At 45.6% G+C, this 18,390-nt stretch carries 14 protein-coding genes; 4 read left to right on the top strand and 10 right to left on the bottom strand.

All coding sequences use genetic code 11. From position 1 onward, the window contains the following. Nucleotides 1–58: 58 nt before the first annotated feature. The 3 genes from JJ941_RS11695 to JJ941_RS11685 all read left to right on the top strand — a co-directional run bounded on the left by JJ941_RS11695 (nucleotide 59) and on the right by JJ941_RS11685 (nucleotide 2,459). Complete coding sequence (locus JJ941_RS11695; RefSeq protein WP_290965365.1) at nucleotides 59–496, top strand: hotdog fold thioesterase; 438 nt, start codon at nucleotides 59–61, stop codon at nucleotides 494–496. A 192-nt stretch (nucleotides 497–688) separates the two neighbouring features. Next, nucleotides 689–1,657: an oxidoreductase family protein gene (locus JJ941_RS11690; protein ID WP_290965362.1), complete on the top strand. Its 969-nt coding sequence runs from the start codon at nucleotides 689–691 to the stop codon at nucleotides 1,655–1,657. After that, nucleotides 1,638–2,459, top strand: a complete 822-nt coding sequence (locus tag JJ941_RS11685) for an inositol monophosphatase family protein (protein ID WP_290965360.1) — start codon at nucleotides 1,638–1,640, stop codon at nucleotides 2,457–2,459. Before JJ941_RS11690 ends, JJ941_RS11685 begins: the two co-directional genes overlap by 20 nt. A 211-nt stretch (nucleotides 2,460–2,670) precedes the next feature. On the opposite strand, the gene JJ941_RS11680 is transcribed toward JJ941_RS11685, so the two are convergent. The 10 genes from JJ941_RS11680 to JJ941_RS11635 form a co-directional block, all read right to left on the bottom strand. After that, nucleotides 2,671–5,712, bottom strand: a complete 3,042-nt coding sequence (locus JJ941_RS11680) for a T9SS type A sorting domain-containing protein (protein WP_290965359.1) — start codon at nucleotides 5,710–5,712, stop codon at nucleotides 2,671–2,673. A 128-nt stretch (nucleotides 5,713–5,840) separates the two neighbouring features. Then, nucleotides 5,841–7,493 (bottom strand): class I adenylate-forming enzyme family protein, encoded by a 1,653-nt coding sequence (locus JJ941_RS11675; RefSeq protein WP_290965357.1) that lies wholly within the window; start codon nucleotides 7,491–7,493, stop codon nucleotides 5,841–5,843. A gap of 162 nt (nucleotides 7,494–7,655) precedes the next feature. Continuing rightward, nucleotides 7,656–9,002, bottom strand: coding sequence for a M24 family metallopeptidase (locus JJ941_RS11670; RefSeq protein ID WP_290965354.1), 1,347 nt, complete (start codon nucleotides 9,000–9,002; stop codon nucleotides 7,656–7,658). Nucleotides 9,003–9,197: 195 nt separating this feature from the next. Further along, complete coding sequence (locus tag JJ941_RS11665) at nucleotides 9,198–11,231, bottom strand: hypothetical protein (protein WP_290965351.1); 2,034 nt, start codon at nucleotides 11,229–11,231, stop codon at nucleotides 9,198–9,200. Continuing rightward, complete coding sequence (locus JJ941_RS11660) at nucleotides 11,221–11,949, bottom strand: DUF305 domain-containing protein (RefSeq protein WP_290965349.1); 729 nt, start codon at nucleotides 11,947–11,949, stop codon at nucleotides 11,221–11,223. The genes JJ941_RS11665 and JJ941_RS11660 overlap by 11 nt, the downstream gene beginning before the upstream one ends. 128 nt (nucleotides 11,950–12,077) lie before the next feature. Further along, on the bottom strand, nucleotides 12,078–13,868 hold the full coding sequence (locus JJ941_RS11655; RefSeq protein ID WP_290965346.1) for a PDZ domain-containing protein: 1,791 nt from the start codon (nucleotides 13,866–13,868) through the stop codon (nucleotides 12,078–12,080). Between the two features lie 264 nt (nucleotides 13,869–14,132). Next, on the bottom strand, nucleotides 14,133–15,290 hold the full coding sequence (locus JJ941_RS11650) for a homogentisate 1,2-dioxygenase (protein WP_290965343.1): 1,158 nt from the start codon (nucleotides 15,288–15,290) through the stop codon (nucleotides 14,133–14,135). Nucleotides 15,291–15,374: 84 nt separating this feature from the next. Then, nucleotides 15,375–16,511: a 4-hydroxyphenylpyruvate dioxygenase gene (gene hppD / locus JJ941_RS11645; protein ID WP_290965340.1), complete on the bottom strand. Its 1,137-nt coding sequence runs from the start codon at nucleotides 16,509–16,511 to the stop codon at nucleotides 15,375–15,377. A 100-nt stretch (nucleotides 16,512–16,611) separates the two neighbouring features. After that, complete coding sequence (locus JJ941_RS11640; RefSeq protein ID WP_290965337.1) at nucleotides 16,612–16,773, bottom strand: hypothetical protein; 162 nt, start codon at nucleotides 16,771–16,773, stop codon at nucleotides 16,612–16,614. A 21-nt stretch (nucleotides 16,774–16,794) separates the two neighbouring features. Continuing rightward, on the bottom strand, nucleotides 16,795–17,175 hold the full coding sequence (locus JJ941_RS11635) for a hypothetical protein (protein WP_290965334.1): 381 nt from the start codon (nucleotides 17,173–17,175) through the stop codon (nucleotides 16,795–16,797). A gap of 244 nt (nucleotides 17,176–17,419) precedes the next feature. Here JJ941_RS11635 and paaA point away from each other — a divergent pair, with 244 nt between their 5' ends. Then, complete coding sequence (paaA, locus tag JJ941_RS11630; RefSeq protein ID WP_255134669.1) at nucleotides 17,420–18,364, top strand: 1,2-phenylacetyl-CoA epoxidase subunit PaaA; 945 nt, start codon at nucleotides 17,420–17,422, stop codon at nucleotides 18,362–18,364. The last annotated feature ends 26 nt before the right edge of the window (nucleotides 18,365–18,390 follow it).

The following is an 18,390-nucleotide window of genomic DNA, read 5'->3' as shown; positions in this document are numbered from 1 at the left end:
GAAAGCGGTTCCGATCTTTATTTTAATAACTTAACACTGTTAATCAAATTCAAATTTCATGTTCATCCAAGAGGATCTAAAAAAGAAAGCCGAGATTTATTTCAACTTTTCCCATAAGCATATGGGGCATGCTTTGGGGATGGAGTTTGAGCACGTGGCCAAAGACAAAATGGTAGCCACCATGCCGGTAAATGAAAATTCGGTGCAACCATTCGGGGTATTACATGGCGGAGCTTCTGTTGCCCTCGCCGAAACGTTGTGTTCGGTAGGCGGCTGGTTTCAATTGGACGAGACCAGTCAAACAGTGGTAGGAGTGGAGATAAATGCCAATCACATCCGGTCAGTGAAGATGGGAGGAAAAGTAACAGGAACTGCAAAGCCTGTTCATGTTGGAAGAAAAATTCAGGTCTGGGAATGTGAGCTTCGCGATGAACGGGAAAAGCTGGTGTGTTCTTCGCGGTGTACCCTGGCTGTGATTAATCGACCTGATAGTTGATATTTCAGTGGTACGTAAATTCGTTATTCGCAAATCGTTAATCGGGTTATCGCAATTCTGCTAATTTGATTGGTGATGGATCGAGCTACCGGTTTGGGATGAACTATTTATTTTTCTCCCTGAGCAAGTATCACCATTGGTAACTTAACTCCCTTCCAATCCACTGCCATATCTTTGCTATCTTCCGGATCAATGAATGAATCGTTTAAAACTTTCATCTTAGAATGCACCGGTGCTACCTCCATCAGCGATGAGGTAGTTATACAGGAGCTTTGGAGTGGTTACGGAAAGATCCTCCGCATACATCTCGAAGGAGCGCAGGTTTCCAATGTGGTGGTAAAGCACGTTCAAACGGAAAAGTCCCAACAACATCCCCGGGGTTGGAACTCCGATATCGGCCATCAGCGCAAGCTCAAGTCTTACGAAGTGGAAACCACCTGGTACGAGCAGTACAGTCATCAATCCAAAGCCCGGCTACCCCGCTGTTTGGCCATTAATCATAAGGAACATGATGTACTTATGGTTCTGGAAGACCTGAATGCCTCGGGTTACCCGCTCCGAAAAACGTCGGTAAGCTGGCAAGAAATCACCCCAATTCTAAAATGGCTGGCGGATTTTCATGGCAGTTACTTGGGTATGGTCCCGGAGGGATTATGGGATCAGGGCACCTACTGGCATTTAGAAACTCGCCCTCAGGAACTTGAGGCATTAAGCGACGAGCACCTGAAAAAGGCCGCCTCCATTATTGATCAAAAACTGAAAGCCTGCAGGTTTAAGACTTTTGTGCACGGAGACGCAAAGCTGGCAAATTTTTGTTTTTCGGAGCGTGGAGAAGTTGCAGCCGTAGACTTTCAGTATGTGGGAGGAGGCTGTGGCATGAAAGATCTGGCCTATTTTATCGGAAGCTGCCTGGATGAGGAAGAGTGTGAAGCCCTCGAGGAACAGATTCTGGACACCTATTTCAGCTATTTACAACAGTCAACGGGCGAGCAAAACCCAGACCTTGAAAAGGAATGGCGACCTTTATACCGGGTAGCCTGGGCAGACTTCCACCGGTTTCTTAAGGGATGGAGCCCGGGGCACTGGAAAATCAACAGCTATAGTGAGCGTGTAACCAACGAAGTGATAAATAACCTTTTAGATGAACCTGTTACCTCTTAAAGAAACTGCTATGGAAGCCGCATTAGCTGCCGGCCGCATCATAAAATCTTATTTGGATACTACCATTGATGTGAAGTTAAAGCCTGATGGCGGAAGTAATTATGCTTCTCAAATCGTGACTAAAGTGGATAAGGAATGTGAAGATGAGATTCTTTCATACTTGCTTCCCACTTGTGAAGAACATGATATAGCCCTGCTAACAGAAGAAACCGAAGACGATGGCAGCAGGTTTGAAAAAGATTATTTCTGGTGCGTGGACCCCATCGACGGCACCCTGGCCTTAAGCCGTAAAATACCGGATTTCTCGGTATCTATAGCCCTTGTTTCCCGGGCCGGAACACCCGTGATTGGCGTCATATACGACCCCAGCACTGAAACCCTCTATCATGCTGCTAAAGGACATAGGGTCTTTAAAAATGATAAGCGCTGGAAACTTCCCGAACCCAATGATTACCTCACCCATATCACCGACAAGCCATTAACCAAAACTCCCCGACCGGATGAGCTGATGAGGCACCTTCATCATAAAGTGGGCGAACTGAATTTAACAGGCTTACGGGTACTACAGGGCGGCGGCTCGGTTCTGAACGCCATCAAAGTAGTACAACATACTCCCGCTAATATGATTAAGCACCCCAAGAAAGAAATTGGCGGAGGCAGTCTTTGGGATTTCGCGGCCACTGCCTGCATATTTCACGAACTTGGATTCCGTGCCACAAATTTTAATGGCGACCCGCTGGACCTAAACAGAAAAGACAGCACCTTTATGCACCATGAGGGCGTGTATTATGAATGTGTATAGCAAAATACATTCGGGATAAAATAGAGTAGAGTTTTAGATTTTATCCGGGAATGTGAGTACAATTTGGTCCTAAATTCAGGAAATGCCTGATTTCATTTTTTAAAAAAGAATACAGGGATGATTACTTATTTCTATTCAAATCTCTATACAGAAATTAAAAAGCCCGGATCCTTAACTGAAGCCGGGCTTTATAATTGAATGTTATTTTCGTCTATTTGATGAGCGTCATTCTGCGCTGAAGACTTAACTCGCCGGCCTGTAATCTATAAATATAGATACCGCTGGCCAGATTGCCGGCATCAAAAGTTGCGGTGTGAGTTCCGGCTGACTTAAAGTCGTTAAGTACCGTCATCACTTCCTGCCCCAGTATATTATAGATCTTCAGCGTAACATCTGTTGCTCGTGGAATATTAAACTGAATATTCGTGGTAGGGTTAAAAGGATTCGGGTAGTTCTGCTCCAGTTTGAAGCTCTTAGGCGTACCGGATGCTGCCGGCTCTTCATTAGATACAGCCATTTGTGACAGTTCATATATATAGGCCGGTGTATCCATGAAATTCAGATCTCCCTGCTGCCAAACCAGTACCGAGGTAACACCCGATGCGGTCATTTCCCCGATCGACATACGATACTGCCGGTTGATGAAGTTTCCATTGGTGTTGAAGCCTACACTTTGATTCGGGGCTTTCAATACGGCATCCGGCGTAGAAGATAATGTGTCTCCTCCAAAGAAGAAGGAACCGTTTCTCTCATATTGCGGGCCAATATACAGTAGTTCGTCCGCTCCATCCCCGTTTATATCGGGCACTGCTGAAATTTCTGCCCGGCCAGAAAATGCGGTGGTATCGCTACCTGTTCCAAGCCTGGAAGGCTGATGTATTTCCTCAAGAAGGGGAAGCACCTGGTCAGGCTGACCATCAAAATTAGCACCCCCGTGAAATATATGAATACCCGGCCTGCCCTGGTTTATATCGTTGAATTCAATATGCCGGAAAGGCTTAATCGCCAGATCAGTAGCTCCGTCACCGTTAAAGTCCCCATGAGCAACCTGATTAAATCCGAAAATCCAATGCCAGGTATTATCGCTGTAGGCTGAGCTATCTGATTTCAGGGTTACATCGGCACCTCCTGAAAAGTCATTGGTTCCTGATGAACCGTAAAATACATGAATGGCGCCATCATTCACGAAAGTGGCTCCGTCAGGTATGTCGTTTAGATCCACTTCATTATTATTGCCAATCAGGAAATCATCAACGCCATCTCCGTTAAAATCAAAGCCGCCCTGAAGAGTTCCACCCCATCCAAAGCTATAGTTTATGTCCGGGTTTTCGGGAAAAGATACCTGGGCATCCGGGTTTAGTGAAAGGGATGCACTGCCGTAGTATATACCAATCGGTGTTAATCCCCGGAAAGGAGCGCCCACCAGTATATCCTCTAGTCCGTCGTCATTAATATCGCCGGCATTAGATATGGTACCTATGAAATTATTGTAGTCATCCAGACCCGGCTGAAAATCCTGACCTTTAATCACATGATAAGGCGAGGTGGACCCGAGTTGATAAAAATGTAATTCGTTCGACCTTTCCGGGTTTTCGTCAGTTCCAACATCTATGGAAATCAGCATTAATATATCTTCCCGGCCGTCCACATTAAAGTCGCCGGATGTCACATATTGAACAAACCCCGGTAAATCAATAGTGCCAATAGTTGCCGAACCATCACTACCGCCTTCATAAATATCCAGGCTTCCGCTTAACCCATCCGATACGATTAAACCATAATCGTCGAGGCCGTTTCCGGAAATATCACCGAATGTAAATGTTCCTTCAATTCGTGTTACCCTGTAATCCCCGGCATTATAGAGATATTCGGTAGGATTGGCATAATTAACCGTTCCGTTTGGGCTCACCCCTTCAAGCCTAAGCTGACCAAATACATCATCGTTCCTGACGTAAAGTAGTGCATCATCATAACCATCATTATTTAAATCGCCCTGGGGATAAAAGCTCCGGTCAACAGATACAAATTCATTATTGCCGAGGGGTGTTCCTATAACCCCTTCGATGCTAAGCGAGGTATCGGACGGGTTGATACTTGCAAAGTTATATTCACCATAGTAATCCACGACCAGGTCTGACCATCCGTTTCCGTTTAGATCACCGACAGCAAAACCTTCCAAAGAATCCAATTCTGCGGGCTGATTTTTATATAAACTCGTATCATTCGACATGGTATACATTTTCAAGTAAGCCCCTCCCGTCGAATCTGTTTCATTTTCATTACCGGACACAACAATATTTGGAAATCCGTTACTATCTTCTGCCAGAGTAATTGTAGAAAAGAAACTGTTCATAGAGAACTTACTGGACTGTACACGAGAGATGGTTTCTGCCGTAAGGTCCAACTCCATGACATATATATAATGACCATTAGTGCGTCCATTCCGCACGGTGGCAAGTATGTATGAAATTCCATTCCACCCTACATATTCAATGTTAGTGATGGTGAAAAACTGAAACTCAATTTGCGTACTTATATCAAACTCCAGAACCGATGAATTTTCCAGCGTGCTGTCAATCAAACCTATATATATGGTGTTTCCTGAAGGGATGATAACATCATCTATAGAATTCCCGTCGATATCCTTCCGGGTAATATTAAAGCTGGAAAAGGGAATGTCCAGGTCTTCTAGTTCCGGTATGGAAATGGAGGAAGTTGTAAAGCTGGTACTGCTAAACTGATACAGGGTTACTCCGGCTTCGTCCTGACTAACAAGCTGAGACTGGCCGGTATTGGCAATATCACCTATAGGCAGTAACCGGTCATAGATTATAAAATCATGATCAATCTGATTACCCGAACCCAAAAAAACCAGGGTCTTAGGTACCCGGTCCGATAAGTCATCCGTTCTTTCATCCCATACTTCATAGGTTCTGATGAAATCCGTAGTTCCGTCTCCATCCAGGTCACCTACGGCTTGTGAAATCCCTGTTGGTGCAAAGTTAATCTTGGGATCGGCCCAGGGCTGTGTATGCCCCCATTTCATGAGTGGATCTACCGTCGTGTAGTCCTCCACGCTCATCGACTTACTTCGAAATAAATAATGCTGTGATGCACTTTTATTAAAATCCGTAATTAACTCGACTGTACCGTTTTTATTCTCTTTGAGTTCAACCTGCTGAGCCTCCACCCCTGATATCAGGAAACTTCCCAGCAGTACGAATATGGATAAACTGAAGCTTATATTATGCATTTATACCCCGTGTTTTTACTGTTCAACTGTTACCTGCTGTAAGTAATTAAATATGTATGACTATATAAACTGCATTATTATGCAGTTTATAACCAGTATTAGCAGGGTGCCGGTGGTACAGTTAATGGCTAATCTTGTTTGGTGAACTGCACCTCTTTCCACTCTTCAAACAGGTGGGCTACTTTCAGACGCTGGTATTTTCCCGTGGAGGTGACCGGAAGTTCCTCGCCGAACACAACCACCTTGGGGGCTTTTGAGAACGGAAGGTGTTCTCTACAATAGTCTAAAATAGCTTTTTTGTCTTGCTTGGCTCCTTCTTTGAGCTGCACATACGCCCCAACTTCCTCCCCGTACCAATCATTTTCGAAGCCCACCGAAATTCCGGCTTTTACGCCCGGGGCTTTGTTAATCACTTCGTCAATCTCCAGCGGAGCCAGGTTAATGCCGCCCCGGATAATCAACTCCTTCAACCGACCTGTAATGAAAAAATATCGGTTTCCTTCCTCATCCTTTTTTATAAATCCTTCGTCCCCGCTTCGAAACCAGCCGTTCTTAAAGGCCGACTCATTGGCTTCCCGGTTGTTGAAATATCCTTTCATCACGTTCACACCCCGGATTACAATTTCTGCCCGCGCGCCTTCAGGAACAGAGTTTCCATCTTCATCCTGAATATCCATCTCATTGGCCGGAACCGGAATTCCAATACTTGGATAGCCAAAATCCCGCATCCATTTATTGTGTTCCTTCTCGGGTTGTTCGGCCGGAATAAAACATGAATAGCAGGTGGTTTCCGAAAGACCATACCCGTGAATTATTGGTATCCCGAATTTCTCTTCAAAGTTTTGTGCAACTTTCACCGTCAGCGGGCCTGCACCGCAGATGATATGTCGGAATTGTTCTGACTCCGGAGCTTCCTTACCTTCATAGTAATTGGTAAGATACTGAAGCAATGTGGGCACCACACTCACAATATGAACCTGTTCTTCTTCAATAGCTTCAAAAAAATGTCCCGCACTAAACTTCTGGTTCAGGACAGTAGATCCACCCACAAAAAACGGCGTTATCATAGTCACAACCGTGCCATTTACATGATGAATAGGCAATACACACATCATTTTTGTTTGACCATCAATGTTGTGCCACTGACTAATAGTTCGGGCGTCTTCCAGTAAATTACGTTGTGTTAAAACAACGCCTTTCGGGTTTCCGGTGGTACCGGAGGTAAATACTATCAGTGCTTCAGATTCGATATTAACTTCTACTTCCCGAAGCTCACCGTCCTCAGTTGAAAAAGAGTCGACGGATTCATCACATTTCACTACTTCAATTTCATTAAGCTCACCGGCCTTGTCAATAATAGCCTGAATGCGTTCTGCATATTCATCTCGTACAAGGGCCAGCTTCACTTCAGCATTTTCCAGGATGTAGGCGATCCGGTTATCATCTTCCCCGAGATTTACCGGCACCACCACTAACCCGCAGAACCAGGCAGCGAAATACTGAACCACCGTATGCCAGTGATTGTGTGAAATAGTGGCAATTTTATCTCCGGGCTGAAGTCCTCTTGTTTGATAAAAACGGGCTGTGTTTACTACATGCTCATAGAACTCCCGATAAGAAATTTCTGTACGATTCTGCCCGGCGTCCCTGTAGATAAGATATGTTTTATCGCTTCCTATTCCCCTTTTCAACAGACTAAAGAAATCATCCTGCAAATCCTCCGGGGGATTTTCGAGCGTTCGGGCGTGTACAATCTTTTCTTCTAAGGTATTGAATTCCATGGTGCTTCAACTTTTTTTGGATGGTAACGGATGAATTTCAAAAAGGCAAAGCGGGTTCGGTCAGAAAGTTTTAATAGATGGTCAAAGAAAATCAGGACTCAGAATTCAGGAGCCAAAACAATCCTGTTCTGAATTCTGAGTCCTGTTTACTGAGTTCTTCCTTTACTGCTTTGCCGGGACTCTTGGAATCATCAAGATTTCACGTTGACGACCATCAATATACCACACGCCGGAATCATCGAAAAAAGCATCTTCTTCCAGCATAATCCGGATTTCTTTGCCCCATTCTTCAATGTAGGTAGCGGCATTCAGCTCAATGGAATAAGCTGTGTTCAAATGTAACGGGTAATCACCATCGCCGGGCACGCCCCCCTGAGCATCCCACATACCAAGTGTGGTCCCCGCAGCATGACCGTGATAACCAATTGGGTGCGTATAGATACTTGGCTTGAGTCCCTCTTCGATAGCCTGCTCACGCGACATCTTCAATACTTCATTACCGGTTCTTCCTTCCTTAAAATTACTGGTGAAGATATCCTGCAGGCGATTCCCATTTTCAAAAGCCTGCACCAGGTAATCCGGCACTTCAGTTTCTTCCGGACGAAGTACATAAGCATGCTGCTGGGTATCCGTATTGAGCCTCAGGTACTTGATACCAAAATCCACATGCAGTAGATCTCCGGGCATGATCACGTTTTCTCCGGGCCGACTGTCAAAGGTTCTCAGGTGATCAAAAGATTCGGGGTCCGCCCGTTGGATGGATACGCTGGGATGAAACCATGTGATCAGTTTCAACTCCCTGATCTTTTCCCGGTACCACCAGACCACGTCCTCAGTTGTTGTGATCCCCGGCTGAATAACAGCATCCGAAAACCCTTCCGCTATGATCTGGTGGGCAATCCGAACAATCTGCGGATACACCTGCATTTCTTTCTCCGTGCGGGTTTCCAGCCAGCGAACAGCCAGTTTCTCAGCTGAAACCAAGCGATCCGTGTATTTCTTGCCAATGGCTTCTTTCATTTCCTCGTAATCGGTTACCACCATGCCATCTGCGTGTCCCCAAATCTCAGAAATATTGATACCAATTCTTTCAGGATCCCTTTCTTCGATAATCTCTTTCAGCCGCTTCCATTGATTGGGTTCCTTCTCTTTATCCCACGCTTTCTTAAAAACTTCTCCCACATCATACCGGGCCACTGCCAGGGTTTCAACGCCCTTTCCAGGACCCAAATCATGCATCACCAAAATAGTACGGCGCCGCGCCGCCAGCCATGTAGCCGGAAGCATGGTTTCAATCACCGGATCTTCATTGTATTCCCTCGAAACCACAATCCACATATCGATGTCGGTTTCCCTCATCATCTCCGGAAGATAATGTTCGACTTTATCCTTAAGCATGTCATTAATTACCGCTGCCCGTTCCTTCATTGGCAAAATGTGCGGATAGTTTTGGGCTGAAAGTGGAAGGGAAAGAATAATCAGAAGGTTGATGGTCAGAAGTTTTTTCATGGCTCGATTAGGTTTAAAATTTGCAGAATATGGGGATGGATGGGCAGAGGTGCAACAATGGATATCAGGGTTTTCTTTTCATTCTCATGAAAGGAGATCCCGGATCAAGTCCGGGATGACTGGCTCATAAAACAAAAAACCCCGGATCAGCTTTCGCTAAACCGGGGTTTGAATATATTTATCGGTGATCCGGATTTACATAGATGCCAAATCACGAAGTGTTTCAGCCAGCTTTCCTGCTTTTGCAGAACCCGAAGCATCAATTCCGTCAGCTAATTCAGCCAGTAGTGCTGATTTTTCTGAACCGGATGACTTCTCTGCTTTCGCAATACCGGATCGGAGTGCTGAAATTTCTGATGCACTCATTTCTCCATCGCGGTCAAGCTGATCTACGTAAGCTTTGGCTAACGCATAGGTTGTAGGCCATTCAAACATAGGCTGTCCCTGAGCGTTCAGGTAATCGAGCGTTACCGTATTCGCTGCATCGATTTCATTCTGAGTGAGTAGCGGATTGGCTTCCAGCTCAAAAATATCCAGTCCTCTGGCAATTTCAGAGTTGATGATCATACCGTTGTACCAATACACCGACCAGCTTCCGCCGTTCGCCATACGGGTAGAATCAACCGGGCCACGATCGTGAAAAGCAATTTCAACCGGGTTGGATGGATCGGTCCAGTCAAACACAGAAATACCACCCTGATACCACGACTGAACCATAATCTCCCGTCCCGGAACCGGAATAAGAGATCCGTTGTGAGCTACACAGTTTTCCTCTGTGGTTTGTGGAGCAGGGAGTTTATAGTAGCTTTCGAATTCCATCTTATTGTTCTCATTGATGGTGAACAGGGCATTAGCTCCCCACTCGTAAGGATCCGTTTCACGGCATTTTGGCTGACCGCCACCGCCCCACTCATCCGTGAACAATACTTTGCTTCCATCGTTACTGAAGGTAGCAGAGTGCCAGTATGAGAAGTTTGAATCAGCAACCGCATCTACCCGCTTAGGGTTTACAGGATCAGTAATGTCCAGTAAGAGTCCGTAGCCTTCACAAGCACCCCCGGCTAAACCAATCTCCGGATAAAGGGTGATGTCGTGACACTGGTTTGGTCCGCGATCGTCTTCTTCATCTCCACCGACTCCAAACTGCTGGTCCACCATCATCTGGATATTTTCACGGAGATAAGCACTGTCAGCCGCTGTAGGTTCTGCACCTTCTCCGGCTCGCTGCTGGGCTACATTCGATAGAATCATTCGTACATACCGCCCAGGAATTACTCGTTCCTGACCAAAAATTTCGGCTGTAAAAGCTCCTTCTTCTTTCGCTTTTTCCAACGCTGCTTTGTCGGCCGGAGCCATACCGTGGGTTGGAGCAGCTGTCAGGTTTTCAAAAATTCGGGGAGAATTTACAATAGCTGCTTCTTCAGGATTATCCAGCGGGACTTTAATTACCTCAATTCTGAATAAGGCGGAATTCGGATCTTCATCCGGCATGGCAGCTGAACATCCGGGCAATTCTTCATTCGGACGAACCGGCGCTGACCCTGACACATAGATATAAACGTTTTCGTCATCTTCAGGATCTTTTAAAACGGAATGCGTGTGTGAACCACGGCAGGTTTGAACGTTGGACACATATTTTGGCTCTTTGACATCGGTAATATCAAAAATACGGATTCCGCGAAGTCGTTCTTCACTCACTGTTTCCTGCACTCCTTCGGTGCCACAATCAAGTCGACCACCCAAGCCTTCACCGGAAACAAAAAGAAGATTTCCATACACAGAAACATCACTCTGCGAAGCCGGGCACAGGTAATCAACAACCAGTTCCGGGGATCGGGGATTGGATACATCCCATACAATCACGCCATTATAATTCCCCTGAAAAGCATAGTTACCTTTAAAGGCCAGGTCAGAATTCGTAACACCCACAAAATCTTCGGGCGGAGGTGTTTGAGACAGCATATTCAGATTCCAGCTGGCTTCTTCGGCATCAAATAAACCGGCTTTCAGCCCTACCCGAGGGTCGGGACTGGGCGGGTTTGCTTCCGTTACCGGCTTGGGTTCAATAGATGGCATCATTGACGGTGAGCTTGAGTCGTCCATCATGGAAGATGACGAACACCCATAGGCACCAATCAATACCGACACCATCAGCATAAAAAATAGTTTCGATTTGTTCATAAGTACGTATTCTGTGTTTTTGTTGACGTGATATTCTTTATTGGCCATTAGCTGCAGTCATCCGGTCCAGCATCAGCTGCATACGGTCAATTTCCGTCCGCTGATCTACCTGAATGTCTGATGCTAAACGGAATGCGGCATCGTCCTGAGCGGCTCCATCGGTATCAAATAATTTGGTGACCATCGTTACTGCCCCTTTATGGTGGTCGATCATATATTTCAGAAACAGACGGTCAAATTCTTCGCCTGTGGCTTCACTGAGTTCTTTTAGCTGAGCCGGTGATAACATTCCTGCCATATTGGTGTGATCCATTTTCATGTGATCTTCCCCAAGCCCATGAATCATCAGGTTCAATCCTTCGATATGTACTTCAGGAACCGGCTGATCACGATCACGGAGCCAGGTTTGCATAGAGCGGATTTCATCTTTCTGGGCATTGATAATGCGGGCAGCCAGGGTTTGGATCTGAGGACTTGCGTTATTTTCCGGTGCAAGTCGCGACATGATTAGTGCCTGTGCATGGTGAGCAATCATCCCGGTCATAAACTTTACATCGGCTTTGGTGAAGTTCATCCGGGCACTGTCTTGTCGGGCCCAATACAAAGCTTCCATTTCGGCGGTAGTCATCCCTGAATCATTGTCCACACTTTGCTCAGTAGCCGTCTCTTTATCTGATTCCGAATTATTGCTTACCGACTCCGAGCTTTTGCATGCCGATAATCCCACCACTAATACCATCAAAAAAAACGATTTAACAAATTTCACTATAAAACGGCTGTTCATATACACAAAATCCATAACATATTAAGCTTGTAGAGTCTCTCTCCCTGTTTAAAGGAAGGCTTATTATAAGAGCATTCGGGGTGAAATACCATTGCAGGAATTAATCAGCATTACTTTTTTAACCATGCATCTCTTCGCTGTTTAGCGGTTCTGTCCGCCTTTTGATTGAGCTCTGATTTAAGAGTCGAGTCTTCGGCCAAAGTCACAGAAGCTGATTTCTCTTCTCCCCAACGGGTAAACGTAATTTCGATTTCATCCCCGGGTTTGTATTCGCTAAGGATATCATCCACGCTTTCCACCTCACTCAAAGAAGTTCCTGCGATAGTTGCGATTTCATCCTCTGATTCAATCCCTGCTTTATAAATCGGTGAACCAATCAGCGCATTGGATTCCAGCTTACCGACCCCATCTTCAATTTCAATACCTGTTCCAAGTACGGCTTTTCCGGGATTTGCTTTGGTCAGTGATATCCCAAAATCTGCCAACAGACTTTCATAATCCGGCAGCTGACTATCAAAAATGTATTTCTCGAAAAACTCATCGGCAAAATCCTCGCCCGCATAATCAACCAGCATTTCATGAATATCACGATTGGTATAAGGGACTTCCGTTCTCCCGAACGCTCTCCACATCAGCTTCATGAAGTCATCGAGATTTTTGTTGCCGTCCATTTTTCTGAGTGAAAGATCCAGCCCGAGTCCGAGCACGCTTCCATAGGTGTAATAAGAAATGAAGGTGTTTGTTTTATTCTGAGGATCTACGGACGTGGCTGCATCCACAAACGGGGCCTGGTAACTCATTTCAACCGGAGAGAAAAACTGTCGTCCGGGCCTGTTGATTACATAGTTCAATCCGCCATCCAGGGCTTCCGCATATTCTGCTGCAGTGTTAATTCCGGCCCTGTGCAGAATCAGGTCATCGTAATAGCTGGTAAAGCCTTCAGCAAACCAGAGCTCGCCACTCATATTGGCTTCCTCAAAATTGAAGGGCTCCAGGCTGGCCGGGCGAATACGCTCCACGTTCCAGACATGAATAAATTCATGAGATACCGTTCCCAAGCTGGTATTCCCAAGTGGTTGGTCTATAGGTTTTGAGTTGGTTACAATGGTGGAATTGCGGTGCTCCATCCCGTCTCCGCTGGCATTGGGCATAAAGCAATTCAGAAATACGTACTCACCGTAGTCAAATTCAGGAAGCTCTCCGAATAGGTTGACCTGTGCATTCACGATGGCCATCACTTTACCAAAGTATTCATCTACTTCTTCATCCGTTGCCGGGGTATGCAAAGCCATTTTAATAAGCTGACCATCAATGGCTTCCTGCCGCTCATGGAAATCCGCAATCTCCACCGGGCTGTCCAGGAAATAATAGAGGTCGGGCGCGTAATAAGTCGTTCCTTCGAGAGGTTTTAGCTGCGTTGCCACTTTCCAGTTCAGATCTTCACGCACATCAAAGGTGATTTCAATCGGGCGGTGTTCGTAATCCCTGGCCCAGGCGAAAGTCGCCGGTATGTTGAGGTGGGCATGGGTTTCATCTACCTGCGAATAGGTACCGTCTCCCCGATTGGCAAACAGGGTGTACTCAAATTTCACGGTTCCATCGTGTCCGCTTACATTCCATTGGTGCGGATTTGGACGGGTCACTTCCAACTCCTTTCCCTTGCCGTCGGTGGCTTTTACCCCATATACATTCTTTGCAAACTCGTGGAGCGCATATCGACCGGGAGAAGTCCGGCTCATTCGCACTTCCAGTACTTTATTCTCCAGGTTGGTATAAATCACTGAAATTTCAGCTTCGTGATGAACCGCATTTTCGAAGGAAATTTCGTACCTGGTTGTCGTTTGAGCGGAGAGTGATAAAGTGATGAGTGAAAACGTGAATAGCAGAAAAACTTTTCTCATGACAGAGTTTTGAAATTTAAAAATAGATGGGCGGGAATATGGAGAGGATAGGGATTAGTTACAAGGTGTAGGTGTTAGGTTTTAGGTGTTAGTAGTTCGAGTCTGAGTTTAGTAATCTTGCTAATCCTTTAATCATTGAAATCATGGTTCAGAAGCTAATTTTGAACCTTGATTCGCAGGATTTATGGATTACCGGGATTTTTTATTTGCTCGGAGCAAATTTGGTGACCACGCAGAGCGATCGTCACCAGTCAGAATTGAACTTTACTTATCTTCAATCCAGGAATACGGATAACTCGGGTCATCTAATCGCATGGCCTCTTCGGTTACATACATCGGGTGGAAAGTGTCTATCATAACCGCATATTCATCGGTTTCTTCGGCTCCAATACTCGCTTCGGCTTTACCGGGTTGAGGTCCATGTGGGATGCCCCCGGGATGTAAAGTAATATCCGCATAGCCAATTCCTTCCCGGCTCATGAAATCCCCCTCCACATAATAGATCATTTCATCAGAATCTACATTGGAGTGGTTGTAAGGTGCCGGAATGGATTCGGGATGATAATCGAATTTACGCGGACAGAAACTGCATACCACGTAATTGTGACCACGGAAGGTTTGGTGAACCGGTGGCGGCTGATGGATACGTCCGGTGATCGGCTCAAAATCTTTAATGTTGAAAATCCACGGATACAGATATCCATCCCAACCGACTACATCACAGGGGTGATGATCAAAGGTGTAATGATGAAAACGCCCTCCTTTTTTAATACGCACTTCAAACTCGCCTTCTTCCGGGAAGAAAAGCTGCTCGGAAGGAAGCCGGAAATCCCGCTCACAGAAGGGAGAATTCTCCATAAACTGCCCCATTTCAGACAGGTAACGCTTAGGGAATTCAATAGGCCCGGTGGATTCAGCAAACAGGAACCGATTTTCATCCGTCTCAAAACTCATTTGATAGGTGGTTCCGCGGGGAAGGAAAATATAGTCGCCATAGCCAAAATCGAGCCGGCCGAAAACAGACTGTATATGTCCCTCGCCTTCGTGGATAAAAATCAGCTCATCATGTTCCCCATTGCGATAGAAATAATCCATATTTCCGTTAGGGCGGGCTGTTCCAATCTGAATGTCGTTATTGAACATCAGCACTTTACGACCGGTAATGGGATCTCCGCCGGCAGGGACGTCCTTCGTCTTCAGTAAGCGATGCCGGAGCGTTTTTTCATCCGCTTTTTTAACAACAACCTCTGCCCCTTCTTCAATTTTAACCACCCGTGTAGGCATATGATGGTGATAGAGCAACGAACTGTTTCCGTGGAAACCCTCCGCCCCGAAAAGTTCTTCCGTATATAGCTCTCCATCCGGACGACGAAAAATGGTGTGACGTTTATGCGGGATTTTCCCTAATGCGTGGTAGTACATGACTTCTGAATTAAAAATGAAAAGTTAAAAATTTAAAATTGGCTCACTCCAATTCTTAATTTTTAATCTTGAATTTTAAATTGATTAAAGGTTGCCTCTGGCGTCTTGTTCGCGTTCGATGGCTTCGAATAGGGCTTTGAAGTTTCCTTTTCCGAAACCGCGGGCTCCTTTTCGCTGAATGATTTCAAAGAATAAAGTTGGCCGATCCACTACCGGCTTGGTGAAAATCTGAAGCAGGTATCCTTCATCATCGCGGTCAACCAGAATTCCCAAATCTTCCAGCTTGTCGATAGGCTCATCAATTTTACCCACCCGGTCTTCCAATTCTTCATAATAGGTAGTGGGCACTTTCAGGAATTCAACGCCGCGATCTCTCAGCTTTCCTACGGTATCGATGATATCACCGGTCAGCAGAGCTACGTGCTGCACGCCCGGCCCTTCGAAGAAATCCAGGTATTCTTCAATCTGGGATTTCTTCTTTCCTTCTGCCGGCTCATTGATCGGGAATTTTATCATCCCGCGCCCACCGGCCATCACACGGCTCATCAACGCTGAATATTCGGTAGAGATGTCTTTGTCATCAAAACTAATATATTGGGTGAAGCCCAGCACATCCCGGTAAAAGTCCACCCAGTCTTCCATTCGGCCCAGCTCCACGTTTCCTACACAGTGATCCACAAACTCAACACCAACCGGGTCTGCTTTTACCAGGCTTTCCTTAGCTTGAAATCCCGGCATGAACAAGCCGTTGTAGTTCGACCGGTCTATAAAAGAGTGGATCACATCTCCGTACGTTTTAATGGCTGCCTTGCGGATGGTACCGTGTTCGTCCTTCATATCATGAGGCTCCAAAACCGGCTCAGCACCCCTTTTCACCGATTCATTAAACGCCCGGTCCACATCTTCCACATGCATGGCAATATCTTTGATGCCGTCCCCATGCTTTTGAACAAACTCTGCAATGGGTGAACCGCTGTTTAGCGGAGCCGAAATGACAAACCGGATATTCCCCTGTTCCAGGTAATAAGAAGCCCGGTCGCGAATACCCGTTTCTAATCCCGAATAGGCCTTCATCTCAAACCCAAAAGTGGTGATATAAAAATGAGCCGCCTGCTTGGCGTTGTTCACATAATGTTCCACATAGTCCACATCCTGTAAGCCAAGATGATCATCAAATTTCTCTTCGAGGGGTCGGTCCAGGGTATCTGATTGGTTCGCCATATCCATGCTTTTACTTAATCTTTACTCACCCATGAAAGTACAAAATAAAAAGCGCTTCCATAAGAGTAAAAATTTGCACGGCAGGAGATTTCGCGAAATGCTACTCGATTATTGGCTTTCCGGCTGCGACACTCCTTCCGGGAAGCTCCAGCTTCCAGTATTGTGGTTTCCGGGTAGACTGGCTCTTAACAGTATCAGGAAGCCCGAGCTTCTCAAGTTGCGTTGCAAAGGTGGTTCTTCGCAACGATGTAAAGACAGGCATTTTTTGCTTTACATCATTTACCTATAAACTCAGTTTTTGATTATTTCCTGGAGCTACGATAAGTATGATCGAAAAAGCAAAACTAATAATTCCCGCAAACCAAGCCAGCAATGCTTCTTTAGAAAAGAATTCATAATAAAAAGACTCGGAAATACAATAGATCAGCATCAAGCAACCCAAACCAAGCAAAGTCATACTTTTCTCGTCTTCAACAATTTCTTGAAGTGACTTAGTCCTGCGCATTGCTACTGGAACAACGCCAAATAGCAGACACAATGCTATAAGCACTATTCTTTGTGAAATGCTTAGTCCATCCCGAAGCGGATTCACAAATAAAATAATTCCGAACAGACTGATCAGCCATATTACTAACCGAGATATTTTTTTTGGAACATCTTTCATAGCACCCTTCTTTTTTCCTAATCAACGTTACCATTCAAACTGCTAATATTCCACACGAAAAAGAGTATTTAAACCGCTTTTCGTTACAACCCTAAAGCATTTTAATATCCACAAGCCATTTTACAGCTAACCAGTTTAGGATACTACATCGTAATCACTTTTCATTTCAATTCCCGAACTACTCTTTTTAAATTCCTGTTGTCAGGATTGAAAAGCGCTTCCAAAAAAATCGTATATTCACACCATGGAAAACCAAGAAAAGTTAGACGAATTTCAAGCCCGCATTGATGCGGGAGAAAAAATAGAGCCCAAAGACTGGATGCCCGAACGGTATCGGCAGCAATTAATCAGGATGATGAGCCAGCATGCTCACTCCGAAATTGTGGGTATGTTACCGGAAGGAAACTGGATTGAACGGGCTCCATCACTGAAAAGAAAATTGGTGCTTTTAGCCAAAGTTCAGGACGAAGCCGGGCACGGACTCTATTTATATAGTGCAACCGAAACGCTTGGCATTGATCGCAGCGAACTTGTTGATCAGTATCTATATGGCAGCGCTAAGTATTCCAGCATTTTCAACTACCCAACTATGACCTATGCCGATATTTGCGCCATTGGCTGGCTGGTAGATGGAGCGGCCATCGTAAATCAAACCATGCTGGCCCGTTCTTCTTACGGTCCTTACTCCCGGGCGAATGTTCGTATCTGTAAGGAAGAAAGCTTTCATAAGAAACAAGGGTATGAGATGCTCGCCAAAATGGCGGATGGAACTCCTGAGCAACAAAAAATGGCCCAGGATTCTGTTAACCGCTGGTGGTGGCCAAGCCTGATGATGTTTGGTCCGCACGATTCTGATTCCCCAAACAGTGCCGAACTCATTAAATGGCAGGTAAAACTGAAAACCAATGATGAGCTGCGTCAGCATTTTGTGGATCGCATGGTGATGGAAGCGGAAGCTATAGGCGTAACCCTGCCCGATCCGGACCTTGAATATAATGAAGAAACCGGTCATTGGGACTTCGGCGACATTCCGTGGGATGAATTTTGGAACGTGGTTAAAGGTAATGGCATCATGAACCGGGATCGAATAAAAGCCCGCCGTAAAGCTCATGAAGATGGTGAGTGGGTTCGTGAAGCTGCAAATGCTTACGCCCGCAAAAAGAAATTGAGCCAGGAAAAGGCATCGTGATTAGAACTCAGAACACAGCAGTCTGA

The sequence above is a fragment of the Gracilimonas sp. genome (assembly GCF_017641085.1).
In the GTDB taxonomy this organism is placed as follows: domain Bacteria; phylum Bacteroidota; class Rhodothermia; order Balneolales; family Balneolaceae; genus Gracilimonas.
The sequence above is the reverse complement of the archived record's forward strand: the minus strand, read 5'-3'. Positions and strand labels throughout refer to the sequence as shown.